This is a genomic window from Corynebacterium tuberculostearicum, from assembly GCF_046097465.1.
In the GTDB taxonomy this organism is placed as follows: domain Bacteria; phylum Actinomycetota; class Actinomycetes; order Mycobacteriales; family Mycobacteriaceae; genus Corynebacterium; species Corynebacterium tuberculostearicum_I.
The window spans coordinates 208,509-227,853 of record NZ_CP175799.1 but is presented as its reverse complement, the minus strand read 5'-3'; the positions used below and the strand labels follow the sequence as shown (position 1 = coordinate 227,853).

Genomic DNA, 19,345 nt, shown 5'->3' with positions numbered 1-19,345 from the left:
AAGATTGCCCCACCGGAAGTGAAAATATTGTAATTTATACAAAAGTCTGTAATTATTCACATCGCCTTATGTGCGGGCACCGCCTCCAGAGTACACATCCCGCTAGAAGTTTGCCCATCTTAATGTATATTTACCTTGTCCGGATGGATTTCTCTGGAGATGAAATCCGCAGTCTTTGCGCATAGTTCGCCCGAATATGATTCATTTCACTCACCTATCTCTCCCTGCGATCTTGTGAGACTTTTGGGGCACCCGTGCGAAAGATTCGGCCCAAACCAACCAACACTAGGAGAAGTAGATGGCTAACTTTGACCCTCACGATCCTGAGGAGTCCCACACTTCACGTAAAGACCCCCAACAAGGGGGTAAAAACACCTCTCTCGCAACCCCCTCTGGGGAGACCAAAAAGCGCAGCCCGCGCTACCAGGTCCGCGCCCTCGTCGGCAGCTATAAGGCAGAAACCGGCGATGCCGTAGGCGCAGATCAGGTCCCTGCTCCCAAGACCAACTGGCCGGTATTTATCATCTCCGGCGTGCTCATCGTAGCCATGGCACTCTACGCCGGGTTTGGCCGTGATTCCGCGGCAGAAACTTTGGCCAATGTCACCGGCTGGATCGGCACTAATCTCGGCTGGTTCTACGTTCTCACCGCCACCATCGCTGTGGTCTTCGTCCTTTATATTGCCATCTCCAATGCCGGCAATATTCGCTTAGGCCCGGACCACTCGCGGCCTAAATTCAATACTTTCTCCTGGGTATCCATGCTCTTTGCCGCTGGCATCGGCGTGGACCTTATGTTCTTCGCCGTCGCCGAACCGGTCACCATGTACATGGCGCCGCCCGTGGGCGAGGGCGAGACCATGCAGGCCGCCAAGGAAGCCGTGGTCTACGCCATGTTCCACTATGGCCTGACCGGCTGGGCCCTCTACGCCCTCATGGGCATGGCTTTCGGATACTTCGCCTACCGCCTCAATATGCCGCTGGCGATTCGCTCCGCGCTCTACCCGCTCATCGGCAAGCGCGTGCACGGCCCTATCGGCTCCGCAGTAGACGTCGCGGCCATGCTGGGCACCGTCTTCGGTGTCACCGCCTCCCTGGGCATCGGCGTGGTGCAGCTATCCTATGGCTTCCACCTCATTTTCGGCTTTGAGCAGGGCCTCGGATTGCAATCTGCGCTCATCATTATCGCCGTGGCCATTGCCACGCTATCTGCTGTATCCGGCGTCGATAAGGGCATTCGCTTCCTCTCCGAGCTGAACGTCTATCTGGCCATCGCGTTGATGATTTACGTCGTCGTCTTTGGCAAAACCGTCTACCTCTTCGATGCCATCGTGACCAATATCGGCGACTATGTCTCGAAGTTCCCGTCCTGGACCATGGAAACCTTTGCCTTCGCCGAGGACCAGGCTGCCGCCGATACCTGGATGCAGTCCTGGACCCTCTTCTTCTGGGCATGGTGGATTGCTTGGGCAACCTTCGTTGGCCTCTTCCTGGCCCGCATCTCCCGCGGCCGCACCCTGCGCCAATTCATCTTTGGCACCCTGACCTTCCCGTTCCTGTTCATCCTCATGTGGATGTCCTTCTTCGGCAACACCGCCTTGGACATGGTCCGCTCCGGTGACTACCCCGAATTCGCCGAGAACGCGATCAACGTCCCTGAGCAGGGCTTCTATGACATGCTGCACGAGTTCCCGGGCTCTGGCATCGTCATCTTCTTGACCACTTTTATCGGCCTGCTGCTCTACATCACCTCGGCCGATTCCGGCGCGTTGGTGATGTCCAACTTCACCTCCCGCATCACCGATAACCGCCAGGATGGTTCCCGCTGGCTGCGCATCTTCTGGTCCGTAACCGTAGGCGCGCTGACCTTGGCCCTGCTGCAGATCGATGGCATCGCTACCGTGCAGTCCGCGACCGTCGTCATGGGTCTGCCTTTCGCGTTCGTGGTTTACCTCATCATGTTCTCGCTGTGGAAGTCTCTGCGCCTGGAAAATATCCAGCGCGAGGCCCGCACCACCGCTATGCATGGCGTGATTTCTTCCCGCACCGAGCGCGAACCGGCCAACGCCGACCTCTGGAAGAGCCGCCTCGACCGTGCCAATACCTTCCCCTCCAAGCAGGAGATGGATACCTACCTGCGCGAGACCGCTACCTACGCCCTCCAGCAGGTGGCAACGCACATGCGCAGCCGCGGCTACGATGCCCTCTTGCTCACCAGTGAGCTTCCCGACGTCGAACTTCCCCAGCTCGACCTCGAAGTTAGGCTGCACAATGAGCGCATGTTCCGCTATCAGCTCTTCCCGGTTGCGGCCGAGCGCCCCGACTTCAGCACGGGCGAAGGAGACGAATACTACCGCCTCGAGGTCTATGACATGACTGGCTCCTTGGGCTATGACGTCTACGGTTACTCCGAGAACCAAATCATCAATAACGTGCTGGACCTTTATGAGCGCCACCTGGCATTCCTGCACATGCAGCAGACCCAGCCGGGCGAGTCCGATGTCTCCGATGGCGCCGAGCCCGAGCGCACCTGGCGCGAAGATAGCTAAGCTGGCCAGTACAACTACCTCTATGAGAGAAAGGTTGCTTTTCACTTGAGCACCCAGAACACTCTGTTCGACCCCACCCAGACCGATTTGCTGAAGGGCGTGCATGCCGACGGCGCCCCGAAGTCTCTGTTCATCAACGGTAAGTGGGAAGCCGCCCAGAGCGGCGAGACCCGCACCATCATCTGCCCGGCCGATGGCTCCACCGTGGGCCTGGTGTCCGAGGCATCCGATGAGGACACCGAGCGCGCCATCAAGGTTGCACGTGAAACCTTTGACAACGGCGAGTGGGCTAATACCCCGTCCGCCGAGCGCGGCAAGCTCGTCATCCGCGTGGCCGATTTCATCCGCGAGCACAAGGAACTTTTCGCTCAGGCCGAGTCTGCCGATACCGGCAAGCGCTACGAGGAATCCCTGGGCGATATGGATGACATCGCCAATGCCTTCGAGTTCTTCGGCACCCTGGCCCAGCACCAGGCCGGCCGCGTAGTAGACCCGCAGGATCCCAACCTGCGCTCGCGCATCGACGCCGAGCCTGTTGGCGTCTGCGGCCTGATTACCCCGTGGAACTACCCGCTGCTGCAGGTCTCTTGGAAGGTTGGCCCGGCCCTGGCCGCCGGCAATACCTTCGTCCTCAAGCAGGCGGAGCTCACCCCGCACACCGCCATGCTGCTCATGGCCGCCCTCAAGGAGTGCGGCCTGCCGGACGGCGTAGGCAACCTCATCACCGGTGCTGGCGCTAACTGCGGCAACCCGCTCTCCCAGCACCCGGACGTGGACATGGTCTCCTTCACCGGCGGCCTGGTCACCGGCAAGATCATCGCCAAGAATGCGGCTGAGACCGTCAAGCGCACCGCGCTCGAGCTCGGCGGCAAGAACCCGAACGTCATCTTCGCCGATGCCGATTTCGACGTCGCCGTGGACAACGCCCTCAATGGCGCCTTCTTCCACTCCGGCCAGGTTTGCTCCGCCGGCTCCCGCATCGTCGTAGAAGAGTCCCTGCACGATAAGTTCGTCGACGCCCTGGTAGAGCGCGCCAATAAGATCAAGATCGGCGGCCCGACCGATGACAAGGCAGAGACCGGCCCGCTCATCTCCGCCGAGCACCGCGAGAAGGTTGCCGCCTACGTGGACAAGGCTCGCGAGCAGGGCGCCAAGATCCTCACCGGTGGCCGCGCCGCTACCAGCGAGGACACCAATGGCCAGCATGGCACCGGCGCCACCGACCTAGGCGCTGGTGTGTACTACCTGCCAACCATCATTGACGGAGCTACCCGCGAGATGGACTGCGTCCACGACGAGGCCTTCGGCCCGACCGTGACCATCGAGACCTTCACCAACGAGGAGGAGGCCATCGCCATCGCGAATGACACCGAATATGGTCTGGCAGGTGCCGTCTACACTTCCGACGCCGGCCGCGCCGAGCGCGTTGCCCGCGCCCTGCGCCATGGCACCATCTGGATCAACGACTTCCACCCGTACCTGCCGCAGGCAGAGTGGGGCGGCTTCAAGCAATCCGGCAACGGCCGCGAGCTTGGCCCCACCGGCTTGGCCGAGTACCAGGAGCACAAGCACGTGTACCAGAACCTCTCCCCTGCCGCTTGGGATCAGTTCGGCCTGCAGTAACTAAGCCGGCCACATAAAAGCCAGTCCCCGCTGCTCGGAAAGAGCGCGGGGGCTGAAGTGTATCTGGCCAACGTGCGGCCACGCTATCGGTCTCGTTCGTCTATTGCGGGGCCAGAACGTGGCCGCTGTGCGAACTGATTATGCAGTGACGGAGTCTTCCAGTTCGGCCAGCAAGGAATTGGTACGTTCCACCTTGGCATCCACGGGGCGGAATTCGCCGTCGGTCCAGTCAGTAAAGAAGCCGAAGTCGAGCTGATTGCGCAGCTGCGGCATGGAGAAGTTGACCACGATGGTGCGCCATGCTTCCACGCCGCGGATTGCGCCTGCCGGACCGTAACCGGCGAACGCAACCGGCTTAGCGGTCCACTCCCCGGCCAAGCAGTCGAAGGCATTCTTGAATGGACCCGGCACCGAGCGGTTGTACTCCGGGGTAACAAATACGAAACCATCGCAGGCATCCACTGCATCGGACCACGCCTGCACCTTTTCATCCGCATACTGCTTATTGGCGGTGGCAGGAATGACGTCAGTGGTCAGCAGCGGAACATCAAACTCCTTGAGGTCCAGCAGGGTGTACTCCACCCCATCCTGGCGCCCCTGGGCAAGATCATAAATCCACTCACCTACTACCTTGCCGGCCGAGTTATCGCGGGTAGTGCCGATGATGATGCCGATGCGAGACATAAGAGAACCTTCTTTCCTTCAAGCTTTATGTAACATCCCTAGCTTACCGCTCGTGCAGATACTTGTCTGATAGTGATGTTGATACGTCCTTCACTCAACCCGCACCCCTCCGGCAACGTGCCGTCATTAACGCGCACCACCCCGTGGTAGGCAAAGCGCTTTGGCCCACCGAAGACCACCAAATCCCCACTACACAGGGTGATATCATCCCACGGCCGCGTGCGCGACTCGGTATGCCCCATGCGGAAAAGAGCCTCATCCCCAATAGATAGCGAAATCACCGGGGCGGGTGACTCCTCCGAATCATCCACGTGCATGCCCATGGCCGAGCCCGGCGGATAGTAATTAACTAGCGCCATTTCCGGCACGAAGTTCTCCACCCACGGCTCTAGCTCGGGCGCTACCTCAGCCGCGGCGCGCAGCGCTCCCGGAGCAATCTGCCGCAGGCTCTCCGGCACCGGCGGAACCCGCGTGCCATCCATATTGTCCACATACCGATAGCTGGGATAATGCCAATACCTGCCCAGATGCAGCTGAAATACGCTCATTTGCCCGCCGGATTTCAGCCGCGGCCGCACCATCGCCATCGGCGTACCCGCATACTCGCGCGCAATGCCGCGCATCTCTTCTACCAAAGCCTTTTGCTTTTCGACGCCCACCCATTCCGGCACATGCCCCACCCCCGGAGCCACACGCACACTCGGTCGCGGCAGCGAATCAAAAAGCATGACCTCAGCCTAAACCCCCTAACCACCTAGAATTAAACTAGCCCAGCCTTCGGGAGCTAGTTCAGTAGAGTTATGCCCACCTTGGATTTAGGACAATGCCATTACGCCCAAAAGATCATTTCGATTTAAAAGACGCTGCATTCTATTTGGCAGAAATCCTCACTGAGGATGCCTTGAGTGAGAATAGGTTCAGAATGGAACCTGCCGCTTCCTTGCCGAAATTTCATGGCGTTGCCACGTGGATTAATAAATTCCTATACATCGTTCTGAAAATGGAAACACCTAGTGGAACGGCCTTTGTAGGCTTTGAAGCCGTCTTTCAGCCTAGGGGAACTTTTCACAAATACTCGGTCGAGTATGAAAATGTCCATGACTTATGGGCATACGACATTGCCGGAGAATCGCTCCTCAAGAACCTTGATTTTGATGATCCGGATCGAATTATTTGGTTCAAAACTGATAGCAAACATTTCGTTCCATCTACATGGAGCGATGTGCTGGATCTGGAACACGCCTCAACACGAATATGGATACGGGATTAAAGGACTACGAGGTTACCCACACATCGTGGATACGTAGCGACACTTCTTCGCGGTAGGACAGCTGCTTCAATTTCATAAATACTTGAGTTCAGAGGGTCGTTGCAACACTTTCCCTTAGGAGGGTGTTGTTGTGTCTGGGGTTGTTGGCCCGTTTCATTCGTTGTCTGAATCGGATCGTCGTGGCTTAGTTGCCTTGGTTGGCAGTGGGCGTAGTGTCCGTTCGGCGGCTGGTGAGCTTGGCTGTCATTACGGGCATGCTTTGAATTTTTGCCATGCCTTTGGATTGCCAGTCGTGTATAAAGCCAAACGAGTTGATCGCCGCGGCAGCCAGGCTGTCCAGCTTGTAGAGCTAGTCCGAAGCGGACTGTCGGTACGCCAAGCTGCTAAAAGATGTGGGATGCATCTTACCGCTGCGTATGCCGTAGCTACGGAAGCTGGGTGCCATATCCGGTTAAGTCAGTATGCTCGGAAAGTCCGCCAGACGCAGTTAAGAGTGGAATACCTGCGCCTTCGGCTGGCGAGCCTGCCTGGTGGTGATGCTGGCACGGCAGTAGGAATTGATCGTCGACTGCGTTTAGATTTCGAAAAAGGACTCACCAAATCCCAGGGTCGACGAGAAGAGTTCATACCCGTCGGCGAAGACGCCAGCACGTATAACAGACTTATGAAAGCGCTGCGCCAACGCCATGATGTCGTCGAATCCGGAAGGCTTGCCCCTCCCGCCTTACCTAGCGGGGTAGATCCGTATAAACGCATCAGCAATCGCTACATTTGCTTCGAAGAACGCGTCATTATCGCCGATCTTCTCCGCGAAGATGTGCCGCTGCGTGAGATTGGGCGCCGTTTAGGGCGAAGTGCATCGTCAATTCAGCGTGAAGTACGCAGAAACCACAGTGCTCAAGGCCCGTATCGTGCAGAAACAGCCCAGTTAAAGGCCTGTGCGCGGAGGTTGCGGCCGAAAATACCGAAACTACTAGCCAACAAAAGACTATGGGACTATGTATGCGCACAATTGCGGGCACAATGGTCACCTGAGGAGATTTCTAATCGCCTGCCCATCGACTACCCCACTGATAAGGACATGCGCATTAGTCACGAAACGATTTATGACGCCTTTTACCTGCAGGCCAAAGGAAGACTCAAAGACCTTGGCTTGGACTTGCCGACCGGTAGAAAGAAACGCAAGAAACGCCAAACCCGCTCCAGCACACCTGCCCAGCAACGCTTCGTCGACGACATGATCCTCATAGACGACCGGCCAGATGAGGTAAGTGAACGTATTTTGCCAGGCCACTGGGAAGGCGACCTCATCCTCGGTAAAAACAACCAATCAGCGGTAATCACGCTAGTAGAACGTGTTAGCCGATTTGTTGTCCTTGGCCACTTACCGGGAAGGCATACCAGCAAAGAAGTATTCACAGCCCTGCACAAGGCAGTTACAGGAATCGATAAAGCTATCTGGTCATCAATTACCTGGGACCAAGGAAGCGAAATGGCTGGTCATAAAGCTTTTACCATGGCCACTGACATTCCCATCTACTTCTGCCATCCAGGATCACCATGGGAACGCGGCAGCAACGAAAACACCAACGGCAGGCTCAGAAGAAACCTTCCCAAAAACAGCGACCTGTCCATCTACAGCGCCGAGGACCTAGAAATGATCGCCAACATTCACAACCACAAACCACGCAAAGCACTCAACTGGCGCACCCCAGCCGAAGTCATGACCAACGCCCTCACACAAACCGGTAGCATCAAACCAAACTAACCATCATCGTTGCAACGACCCCTAGAATCCGCCATACGGCGGGTCATATAGAAATCCCCTCCAGCGTGTGCGTTCACACGCTGGAGGGGATTCGCAGTGATTAAGTCGCGTCAGCGATACAGGCTACTTAATGTAGCTCTGCATGCCCGGCTCAAGCTCAGTTGCGCCGGAAGGTACGGACTTAATGTCGGCACGCGGGGCGTCGGCAGGCAGTGCATTGCCAACCTCTCCAGGTTCTTGACCCTCAGCATCGCCGCTGCCGTTGTCATGGCCGGAGTTTTCACCCTCAGGAGCATCCTGGTGGTTAGGCTGGTGGCCCTTGCCACCATGGCTATCATTCGGATTTTCCTCTTGGTGGCCGACCTCATCGAAGTGGTCCTTGATGATCTTGCCCAGGCCAATGCCCGGAATCAGGATGAGCCACCATGGGGTCTTTCCGCCATCCTTCTTAGAGGTGACAGTCTGATCCTTGTCGTTGATGTCCTTGTGGTCAGCGATGTGGTTCGGCTTCTCCGAAGTAGTACCCGGAGTCTCCTCGCCCTTGTCATTGACTTCGGTGGAGGTGAGCTCTTCGAAGGCAACCGCAGCCTGTACAGGCTCCTTCACATCATCGTTCACGGTGATGGTCACAGGAACCATGCCGTGGGACTTCTCCGGCGTGAAGGTCTTCTCACCAGTACCCAGAACAGACTTGCCGTCCTCCTTGTTAATGAGCTCAGCCTTCAAGGTGTATTCCTTACCCGGAACCAGACCCTCATAGGTCACATCATCAACAATCTTGGCACCAGCAATAACCTCGTGGGAACCCTTCTCGAAGTCAGCGTTAGTGGTGATCTTCGGGGTCTTCTCAGAAGCCTCCTTCGGAACAGTCTGATCCTTGTCGTTGATGTCCTTGTGCTCACCAACGTGGTTCGGGTTGTCCTTATCGGTCGGCTTCTCCTCACCGTGCTTATCCACCTGGGTGGAAGTCAGCGTCTCGAAAGCAACCGCAGCCTCAACAGGCTCAGTTACCTTCTCATCGACAACGATGGTGACAGCCTCAGTACCATTAGCGCTCTCCGGAACGAAGGTGTGACCCTTGGTCTCACCAAGAACGGTCTTACCGTCCTCCTTGGAAATCAGCTGCGCATCCAGAGTGTACTGCTTACCCGGAACCAGACCCTCATAGGAAACCTGGTCCACAACCTTGGCACCAGCAACAACCTCACGCAGGCCGCCCTCGAAGTCCGCATTAGTGGACACCTTCGGGCCTTCCTCAGAAGTTACAGTCTGATCCTTGTCGTTGATGTCCTTGTGATCAGCAATCTCATTCGGGGTCTTAGAATCGGCAGGCTTATCCTTACCGTTCTCATCAACCTCGGTAGAGGTCAACTCCTCGAATGCAACCGCAGCCTCAACCGGCTCCTTCACATCATCGTTCACGGTGATGGTCACAGGAACCATGCCGTGGGACTTCTCCGGCGTGAAGGTCTTCTCACCAGTACCCAGAACAGACTTGCCGTCCTCCTTGTTAATGAGCTCAGCCTTCAAGGTGTATTCCTTACCCGGAACCAGACCCTCATAGGTCACCTCATCGACAATCTTGGCACCAGCAACAACCTCGTGAGAACCATCCTCGAAGTCAGCATTAGTGCTGATCTTCGGAGTCTTCTCCTCGTCACCCTCACCAGGGGTACCCGGCTCCTCCGGCTTATCCGGAGTCGTCGACCCGCACTCCGAAGGCTCCTCAGTCTTAGAAGTCTCGGAAGCTGCAGAGGACGTGGTCTCTACAGACTCGGTTCCAGAAGGCTCACTGGATTCAGACGAAGACGGTTCCTCAGACTCAGAAGGGTTCTCGCTCTCAGAGTCACCCGGCTCCTCAGACTCGCAGGTCTCACTGGTCTTCGAGGTAGAAGATTTCTCCGAGGAAGAAGACGCAGAGGTCTCACCCTCGCCACCATCACCAGGCGTACCTGGAACCTTTTCGGTAGTGGTGGTGGTCTGCGGAGTGGTGGTCTCGGAAGGCTTCTCAGACTTTACAGTCTGAGCCTCGTCCTTGATATCCGTGTGCTCAGCAATCTTATTCTCATCGCCAGACTCGGAATCCTTACCAGACTTATCCACCGCAGTAGAAGTCAAGTACTCAAAGGCAACACCCTGGTCTACAGAACCAGCCTTAACATCCTCGTTAACAGTGATCTTGACATCAACATCACCCGAAGCAGACTCCGGAGTGAACTTCACCGGCTCCTCGGACTTACCAATAACAGACTCATCAGCCTTGTTACGCAGCTCAGCATTCAGAATGTATTCCTTATTCGGAACCAAACCCTCATAGTGAACATGGTCAGTCACAACCGTGCCACCCTTCAGAGCCTCATGCTCACCAAGCTGCTCAACCTTCGTACTAATCGAAGGCTTCAACTCCTCATGAGAATCAACAGTCTGAGCCTCGTCCTTGATATCCGTGTGCTCAGCAATCTTATTCTCATCGCCAGACTCGGAATCCTTACCAGACTTATCCACCGCAGTAGAAGTCAAGTACTCAAAGGCAACACCCTGGTCTACAGAACCAGCCTTAACATCCTCGTTAACAGTGATCTTGACATCAACATCACCCGAAGCAGACTCCGGAGTGAACTTCACCGGCTCCTCGGACTTACCAATAACAGACTCATCAGCCTTGTTACGCAGCTCAGCATTCAGAATGTATTCCTTATTCGGAACCAAACCCTCATAGTGAACATGGTCAGTCACAACCGTGCCACCCTTCAGAGCCTCATGCTCACCAAGCTGCTCAACCTTCGTACTAATCGAAGGCTTCAACTCCTCATGAGAATCAACAGTCTGAGCCTCGTCCTTGATATCCGTGTGCTCAGCAATCTTATTCTCATCGCCAGACTCGGAATCCTTACCAGACTTATCCACCGCAGTAGAAGTCAAGTACTCAAAGGCAACACCCTGGTCTACAGAACCAGCCTTAACATCCTCGTTAACAGTGATCTTGACATCAACATCACCCGAAGCAGACTCCGGAGTGAACTTCACCGGCTCCTCGGACTTACCAATAACAGACTCATCAGCCTTGTTACGCAGCTCAGCATTCAGAATGTATTCCTTATTCGGAACCAAACCCTCATAGTGAACATGGTCAGTCACAACCGTGCCACCCTTCAGAGCCTCATGCTCACCAAGCTGCTCAACCTTCGTACTAATCGAAGGCTTCAACTCCTCATGAGAATCAACAGTCTGAGCCTCGTCCTTGATATCCGTGTGCTCAGCAATCTTATTCTCATCGCCAGACTCGGAATCCTTACCAGACTTATCCACCGCAGTAGAAGTCAAGTACTCAAAGGCAACACCCTGGTCTACAGAACCAGCCTTAACATCCTCGTTAACAGTGATCTTGACATCAACATCACCCGAAGCAGACTCCGGAGTGAACTTCACCGGCTCCTCGGACTTACCAATAACAGACTCATCAGCCTTGTTACGCAGCTCAGCATTCAGAATGTATTCCTTATTCGGAACCAAACCCTCATAGTGAACATGGTCAGTCACAACCGTGCCACCCTTCAGAGCCTCATGCTCACCAAGCTGCTCAACCTTCGTACTAATCGAAGGCTTCAACTCCTCATGAGAATCAACAGTCTGAGCCTCGTCCTTGATATCCGTGTGCTCAGCAATCTTATTCTCATCGCCAGACTCGGAATCCTTACCAGACTTATCCACCGCAGTAGAAGTCAAGTACTCAAAGGCAACACCCTGGTCTACAGAACCAGCCTTAACATCCTCGTTAACAGTGATCTTGACATCAACATCACCCGAAGCAGACTCCGGAGTGAACTTCACCGGCTCCTCGGACTTACCAATAACAGACTCATCAGCCTTGTTACGCAGCTCAGCATTCAGAATGTATTCCTTATTCGGAACCAAACCCTCATAGTGAACATGGTCAGTCACAACCGTGCCACCCTTCAGAGCCTCATGCTCACCAAGCTGCTCAACCTTCGTACTAATCGAAGGCTTCAACTCCTCATGAGAATCAACAGTCTGAGCCTCGTCCTTGATATCCGTGTGCTCAGCAATCTTATTCTCATCGCCAGACTCGGAATCCTTACCAGACTTATCCACCGCAGTAGAAGTCAAGTACTCAAAGGCAACACCCTGGTCTACAGAACCAGCCTTAACATCCTCGTTAACAGTGATCTTGACATCAACATCACCCGAAGCAGACTCCGGAGTGAACTTCACCGGCTCCTCGGACTTACCAATAACAGACTCATCAGCCTTGTTACGCAGCTCAGCATTCAGAATGTATTCCTTATTCGGAACCAAACCCTCATAGTGAACATGGTCAGTCACAACCGTGCCACCCTTCAGAGCCTCATGCTCACCAAGCTGCTCAACCTTCGTACTAATCGAAGGCTTCAACTCCTCATGAGAATCAACAGTCTGAGCCTCGTCCTTGATATCCGTGTGCTCAGCAATCTTATTCTCATCGCCAGACTCGGAATCCTTACCAGACTTATCCACCGCAGTAGAAGTCAAGTACTCAAAGGCAACACCCTGGTCTACAGAACCAGCCTTAACATCCTCGTTAACAGTGATCTTGACATCAACATCACCCGAAGCAGACTCCGGAGTGAACTTCACCGGCTCCTCGGACTTACCAATAACAGACTCATCAGCCTTGTTACGCAGCTCAGCATTCAGAATGTATTCCTTATTCGGAACCAAACCCTCATAGTGAACATGGTCAGTCACAACCGTGCCACCCTTCAGAGCCTCATGCTCACCAAGCTGCTCAACCTTCGTACTAATCGAAGGCTTCAACTCCTCATGAGAATCAACAGTCTGAGCCTCGTCCTTGATATCCGTGTGCTCAGCAATCTTATTCTCATCGCCAGACTCGGAATCCTTACCAGACTTATCCACCGCAGTAGAAGTCAAGTACTCAAAGGCAACACCCTGGTCTACAGAACCAGCCTTAACATCCTCGTTAACAGTGATCTTGACATCAACATCACCCGAAGCAGACTCCGGAGTGAACTTCACCGGCTCCTCGGACTTACCAATAACAGACTCATCAGCCTTGTTACGCAGCTCAGCATTCAGAATGTATTCCTTATTCGGAACCAAACCCTCATAGTGAACATGGTCAGTCACAACCGTGCCACCCTTCAGAGCCTCATGCTCACCAAGCTGCTCAACCTTCGTACTAATCGAAGGCTTCAACTCCTCATGAGAATCAACAGTCTGAGCCTCGTCCTTGATATCCGTGTGCTCAGCAATCTTATTCTCATCGCCAGACTCGGAATCCTTACCAGACTTATCCACCGCAGTAGAAGTCAAGTACTCAAAGGCAACACCCTGGTCTACAGAACCAGCCTTAACATCCTCGTTAACAGTGATCTTGACATCAACATCACCCGAAGCAGACTCCGGAGTGAACTTCACCGGCTCCTCGGACTTACCAATAACAGACTCATCAGCCTTGTTACGCAGCTCAGCATTCAGAATGTATTCCTTATTCGGAACCAAACCCTCATAGTGAACATGGTCAGTCACAACCGTGCCACCCTTCAGAGCCTCATGCTCACCAAGCTGCTCAACCTTCGTACTAATCGAAGGCTTCAACTCCTCATGAGAATCAACAGTCTGAGCCTCGTCCTTGATATCCGTGTGCTCAGCAATCTTATTCTCATCGCCAGACTCGGAATCCTTACCAGACTTATCCACCGCAGTAGAAGTCAAGTACTCAAAGGCAACACCCTGGTCTACAGAACCAGCCTTAACATCCTCGTTAACAGTGATCTTGACATCAACATCACCCGAAGCAGACTCCGGAGTGAACTTCACCGGCTCCTCGGACTTACCAATAACAGACTCATCAGCCTTGTTACGCAGCTCAGCATTCAGAATGTATTCCTTATTCGGAACCAAACCCTCATAGTGAACATGGTCAGTCACAACCGTGCCACCCTTCAGAGCCTCATGCTCACCAAGCTGCTCAACCTTCGTACTAATCGAAGGCTTCAACTCCTCATGAGAATCAACAGTCTGAGCCTCGTCCTTGATATCCGTGTGCTCAGCAATCTTATTCTCATCGCCAGACTCGGAATCCTTACCAGACTTATCCACCGCAGTAGAAGTCAAGTACTCAAAGGCAACACCCTGGTCTACAGAACCAGCCTTAACATCCTCGTTAACAGTGATCTTGACATCAACATCACCCGAAGCAGACTCCGGAGTGAACTTCACCGGCTCCTCGGACTTACCAATAACAGACTCATCAGCCTTGTTACGCAGCTCAGCATTCAGAATGTATTCCTTATTCGGAACCAAACCCTCATAGTGAACATGGTCAGTCACAACCGTGCCACCCTTCAGAGCCTCATGCTCACCAAGCTGCTCAACCTTCGTACTAATCGAAGGCTTCAACTCCTCATGAGAATCAACAGTCTGAGCCTCGTCCTTGATATCCGTGTGCTCAGCAATCTTATTCTCATCGCCAGACTCGGAATCCTTACCAGACTTATCCACCGCAGTAGAAGTCAAGTACTCAAAGGCAACACCCTGGTCTACAGAACCAGCCTTAACATCCTCGTTAACAGTGATCTTGACATCAACATCACCCGAAGCAGACTCCGGAGTGAACTTCACCGGCTCCTCGGACTTACCAATAACAGACTCATCAGCCTTGTTACGCAGCTCAGCATTCAGAATGTATTCCTTATTCGGAACCAAACCCTCATAGTGAACATGGTCAGTCACAACCGTGCCACCCTTCAGAGCCTCATGCTCACCAAGCTGCTCAACCTTCGTACTAATCGAAGGCTTCAACTCCTCATGAGAATCAACAGTCTGAGCCTCGTCCTTGATATCCGTGTGCTCAGCAATCTTATTCTCATCGCCAGACTCGGAATCCTTACCAGACTTATCCACCGCAGTAGAAGTCAAGTACTCAAAGGCAACACCCTGGTCTACAGAACCAGCCTTAACATCCTCGTTAACAGTGATCTTGACATCAACATCACCCGAAGCAGACTCCGGAGTGAACTTCACCGGCTCCTCGGACTTACCAATAACAGACTCATCAGCCTTGTTACGCAGCTCAGCATTCAGAATGTATTCCTTATTCGGAACCAAACCCTCATAGTGAACATGGTCAGTCACAACCGTGCCACCCTTCAGAGCCTCATGCTCACCAAGCTGCTCAACCTTCGTACTAATCGAAGGCTTCAACTCCTCATGAGAATCAACAGTCTGAGCCTCGTCCTTGATATCCGTGTGCTCAGCAATCTTATTCTCATCGCCAGACTCGGAATCCTTACCAGACTTATCCACCGCAGTAGAAGTCAAGTACTCAAAGGCAACACCCTGGTCTACAGAACCAGCCTTAACATCCTCGTTAACAGTGATCTTGACATCAACATCACCCGAAGCAGACTCCGGAGTGAACTTCACCGGCTCCTCGGACTTACCAATAACAGACTCATCAGCCTTGTTACGCAGCTCAGCATTCAGAATGTATTCCTTATTCGGAACCAAACCCTCATAGTGAACATGGTCAGTCACAACCGTGCCACCCTTCAGAGCCTCATGCTCACCAAGCTGCTCAACCTTCGTACTAATCGAAGGCGTCTTAGTAGACGGATTGGAGCCGCTTCCGCCATTCTCATCCGGTAGACCCGGCTGATCCACCGGCATAACAGTTTGATCACGGGAATGGGGATTGTTGTTGGGATGTACAACGGTTATATATGCATCTGTAGGCTGCTTTGCAATCTCCACCGTCGAATCTTTTACAAGCTTCGGAACATCGACGGAACCTTCAATTTTATAGCCCGTAAGTTCCGTAAATTCTTCGTGCGATCCGGTAAAGTTCGGGAATTTGCTCTTATCACCCGTCGTGATTGCGCCGGCGGGCCAGCTCTTTGGGTTCGCCGACGAATCAAGAAACATCAGTAGGTAAACGTAATAGTTAGCAGCCGAACTGCTGTCCCCCCGATCAACTGCACTTTCCATCTTCCGCGCGAGATTAATTACAGCATCATGATAGGACTCGTCAAACTTGAGCTTCGTAGCGTTCTTTTTTTCATACTTTTCGAACGTTTGAAGTGGGGGCTTAGCATGTGGCTCAATGCACCACGCCCAGCCGACGTCATTTTTTTCATTTGGGCCTGTCCCGGTACCTCTCCCAACTGGTGCTCCGGCCCAAACTAGCAGACCCCAGTTATAATCCGCGGCGATATGACCTTCTTTCTCGCCTGTATCGTCCCGGCTTTTTTCTTCCTTTTTATCCTCGTTACCCAGTGTTGTGTTGGGCACAAAGTCGGTAGGCTCCGCCGCGCTGGCCTTATTCAATGGCACAGTAAGCAGGGCCGCGATCACCGCAATTGTTGCGAGAATTGCAGTTAAGAGCGTCCACCCCTTTCGAGGCATGCTTCTTGATATACTCATTTTTCCTCTTAGATTGGCAAAATATATCTTCCTGATCAGCAGTAAATCTCACTGTTGACAGCCAGTTTCCATGCTGAACGCACCGCACCTGATCACGGCCCTGAAGCCAAACTATCGATCAGTCTTTTAGTACAGCTTGTACATTATCACCATTTAAGTAGCTGTGCATAGGTCATTTTTCAGCATCGACACAGCTACAGGGCATGTTGTTGACATTTTCATAGACAACCTTCAAGAGGTTGTCATGCCGCCGTCGGTCAGTTGCAAAACCTTTTGAAACGGTTTCCATTTGTACATCGGGCGTCCCCAAAAGGCCGATATCCCGCCTGTCTTGATTCCGCAGGATTTGGCTCTTGTTAGAACGGCACGACTGAAGCGTCCTGGGTTTAGTTCCTACCTCAGCTAAGGAAGGATTGAACTATGCCTAGAAAGTATTCCGTCGAGTTCAAGGAGAAGGCGGTCCATCAGATCATCGAAATGGTCCGCCTGGAGTCTTGCTCACTGCAACGCGCCTACACAGAGGTCGGTGAGCTGCTTGGAGTATCTCACCACACGTTGCGGGCCTGGTACCGTGACAGCGCCTCAGTACGCGATAATTCTGACGCTTCAGGCGGCGAAACAATGGAAGAAGAACTCAGGCGTCTGCGCCGCGAAAACCGCGAACTGAAACGAGCAAACGGGATTCTTAAAACTGCTTCGGCTTTTTTCGCAGCGGAACTCGACCGACCCACGACCAAATGATCTCCTACATCGACGCGTACAAAGATCAATTTGGGGTCGAGGCCATCTGCCGAGTCCTTAAACAAGCAGATCGTGGATTCATTACTTCACGCGGCTACCGCAAAGCCACCACACGTGTTCCCAGCGCAAGAGCCTTAAGCGATAGCCTGCTCATCCCAGAGATACAGCGTGTGCATGCGGAGAATTTCTCGGTCTACGGCATCCGCAAAATGTGGCACGCGATGAACCGCGAAGGCTTTCATATTGGTCGCGACAAGACCGCACGTCTGATGAAACTTGCAGGTGTTTCTGGCCGCAGACGTGGGCGAACCCCAATAACAACGGTAAGCCCGAAGACACCGGATCATCGCCCGGACCTAGTGCGCCGAAACTTCCGTGCGCAGGCACCAGGCAGGCTTTGGGTTGCCGACATTACCTACGTTCGCACCCTGTCAGGATTCGCCTACACCGCGTTTGTCGTGGATGTCTTCAGCCGAAAAATTGTTGGTGTTGCTACACGCTCGACAATGCGCACCGATGCGCTGCCCATGGAGGCATTGGAACATGCGTTAACGACTGCAGGACGAATCCATGGAAACCAACTAATTCACCACAGCGATCGGGGCAGCCAGTACGTGTCACTGAAGTATTCCACCGCGCTAGCTGAGTCAGGAATCCGCCCGAGTGTGGGAACAATCGGCGATTCTTACGACAATGCACTAGCCGAAACAGTCAACGGTCTCTACAAGGCGGAACTGATTCATGCCCAGGGCCCGTGGACGTCGGTCGGAGAAGTCGAACTGGCCACCTTGCGGTGGGTGCATTGGTGGAACACTAAGCGACTTCACGAAGCATTGGACTACGCCACCCCACAGGAAGTAGAAACCGAGTACTATCTCACCCAGCCCATCAACACAGGGCCGTAAAAGAAGCGGAACTAAACCCAGGACGCTTCACGACTGCCTAATGCAGCTGTATATCCGGAGCGTGTCCGTTAATGCCGGAGGGAGGGCATCACGGGTCGTGGGCGGTAATGCCATTCCAGTCCCTCCTCGCTCTTGGTTTATAACTCCAACACTGCGGGCGTCACTTAGCCCAAATTTGTGGTGTTCAGTAAGGATCCTCCCCCCTGGATCTTCGCGCCGTAGGTGTTGCAGTTGTCGTGGATAAATGGAGGGCCTGCCAGGGTCCCCACCGATGCTTCTGTCATGTTCAGCAACTTGCTCGAGACTATCCATGCTCTTCCTACCCTAGAGCTGCACTCAGTCTGAGCCACCAGAAGCGTTAACGATGGAAGCATCACCCCGTTTCTAATGCCACAACGATCCTCGTCAGGGGTAACGGTTTAGGTTTCTTCCCTATTGTTTCGCATGTGCAACATCCCAGATTTTCCCAAGCTAATGACGTGCGCTGCGTTGTGTTCCTAGGTATCGGTATTTGCTTTCAGTTCTGAAAGGTTTTGGTTTGTAGCTTTAGAACTCTGAATAAGCTTCAGCAGGGTGCAGCAGCTTAGGGACTGCGAAGCTTGGAATCTTCGGCCATTTCATCTATTCAAACGTCGCGAATTTTTCGCTAACGACGCTGTACATCGGGGCATCAACGGACCATTGGCCACAGCAGTGGCATTTCAGGTACCGGGTGTCCGTCGGTAAAAGCGGCGGTGCGGTGCTCAGCAAGCTTTCCATTGTAAGCAGTACTGACGTACTGCTTCCCGCGATCCGAATGTTGAAAAGAACCTGCGGTTTTCTTGGTCTACATAATGGCTTGGTTGAGTTGCTGTGGTGGCCAAGGTAAAGAGCATATCGGATCCCTGATAGTGCCCAGCCGGCAATCTTGCGAGGATAACAGGCGGTGTATGCGATTCCTTTCCTCATCTGTAATATGTATTGTCCACTTCCCACAAGTCTCCTGCTCCCGATACTGTGAATTCATCATTGGCAAGGCCGAGTCATATCTCCGTTTCCTCTTTATTTACTGTGTGGTGCCAGGTGGACCGCCCTCTGCCTGCGACGACCAGACACCGGTCATACACAGCGGCATAACAGAATCTGTATGAGCCGATACCAATACTTTTCACTGGCTAAGGGGATGCCGTATTGGCCGCACACCATAAACACCGGAATCTGCGTGGTTGACCAGGCGACTATGTTCCAGAGGGTTTCCTCCTACCAAGAGCGCGGAAACTATGCCCGCAGGAAAGTATTTAAGTAATTTTTCCTTTGCGGCAGGCTTTCTGTGGCTAGTGCCAGGGTGCGGTCTAGGAGTTTTCCCGGTTTCGGTGCGGCTC

Annotated in this window: 8 protein-coding genes; 5 read left to right on the top strand and 3 right to left on the bottom strand. The window is 53.6% G+C overall.

The features are described 5' to 3' along the window. Positions 1 to 298: 298 nt before the first annotated feature. Positions 299 to 2,548: a choline BCCT transporter BetT gene (betT, locus tag ACKFRX_RS01015; protein WP_408919387.1), complete on the top strand. Its 2,250-nt coding sequence runs from the start codon at positions 299 to 301 to the stop codon at positions 2,546 to 2,548. Positions 2,549 to 2,593: 45 nt separating this feature from the next. After that, positions 2,594 to 4,171 (top strand): aldehyde dehydrogenase family protein, encoded by a 1,578-nt coding sequence (locus ACKFRX_RS01010; RefSeq protein WP_408927993.1) that lies wholly within the window; start codon positions 2,594 to 2,596, stop codon positions 4,169 to 4,171. 138 nt (positions 4,172 to 4,309) lie between these two features. Here the strand turns inward: ACKFRX_RS01010 and ACKFRX_RS01005 are convergent, their stop codons facing one another. Beyond that, positions 4,310 to 4,855, bottom strand: coding sequence for an NADPH-dependent FMN reductase (locus tag ACKFRX_RS01005; RefSeq protein WP_005329792.1), 546 nt, complete (start codon positions 4,853 to 4,855; stop codon positions 4,310 to 4,312). Between the two features lie 38 nt (positions 4,856 to 4,893). Further along, positions 4,894 to 5,583: an alpha-ketoglutarate-dependent dioxygenase AlkB gene (locus tag ACKFRX_RS01000; RefSeq protein WP_005329805.1), complete on the bottom strand. Its 690-nt coding sequence runs from the start codon at positions 5,581 to 5,583 to the stop codon at positions 4,894 to 4,896. 95 nt (positions 5,584 to 5,678) lie between these two features. Between ACKFRX_RS01000 and ACKFRX_RS00995 the strand changes: the two genes are divergently transcribed. Both ACKFRX_RS00995 and ACKFRX_RS00990 read left to right on the top strand, forming a co-directional pair. Beyond that, entirely contained in the window at positions 5,679 to 6,125 is a 447-nt protein-coding gene (locus ACKFRX_RS00995; protein ID WP_034668701.1) for a hypothetical protein, read from the top strand. Positions 6,126 to 6,618: 493 nt separating this feature from the next. After that, complete coding sequence (locus ACKFRX_RS00990; RefSeq protein ID WP_408927992.1) at positions 6,619 to 7,893, top strand: IS30 family transposase; 1,275 nt, start codon at positions 6,619 to 6,621, stop codon at positions 7,891 to 7,893. Positions 7,894 to 8,016: 123 nt separating this feature from the next. On the opposite strand, the gene ACKFRX_RS00985 is transcribed toward ACKFRX_RS00990, so the two are convergent. Next, entirely contained in the window at positions 8,017 to 15,585 is a 7,569-nt protein-coding gene (locus ACKFRX_RS00985; RefSeq protein ID WP_408927991.1) for a VaFE repeat-containing surface-anchored protein, read from the bottom strand. Between the two features lie 1,173 nt (positions 15,586 to 16,758). Here ACKFRX_RS00985 and ACKFRX_RS00980 point away from each other — a divergent pair. Then, positions 16,759 to 17,984, top strand: a protein-coding gene (locus tag ACKFRX_RS00980) for an IS3 family transposase (protein ID WP_100619247.1) whose coding sequence is annotated in 2 segments (ribosomal slippage) — positions 16,759 to 17,038 and positions 17,038 to 17,984 — 1,227 coding nt in all. Because the reading frame shifts where the segments join, the coding sequence is not laid out codon by codon here. Positions 17,985 to 19,345 lie beyond the last annotated feature (1,361 nt).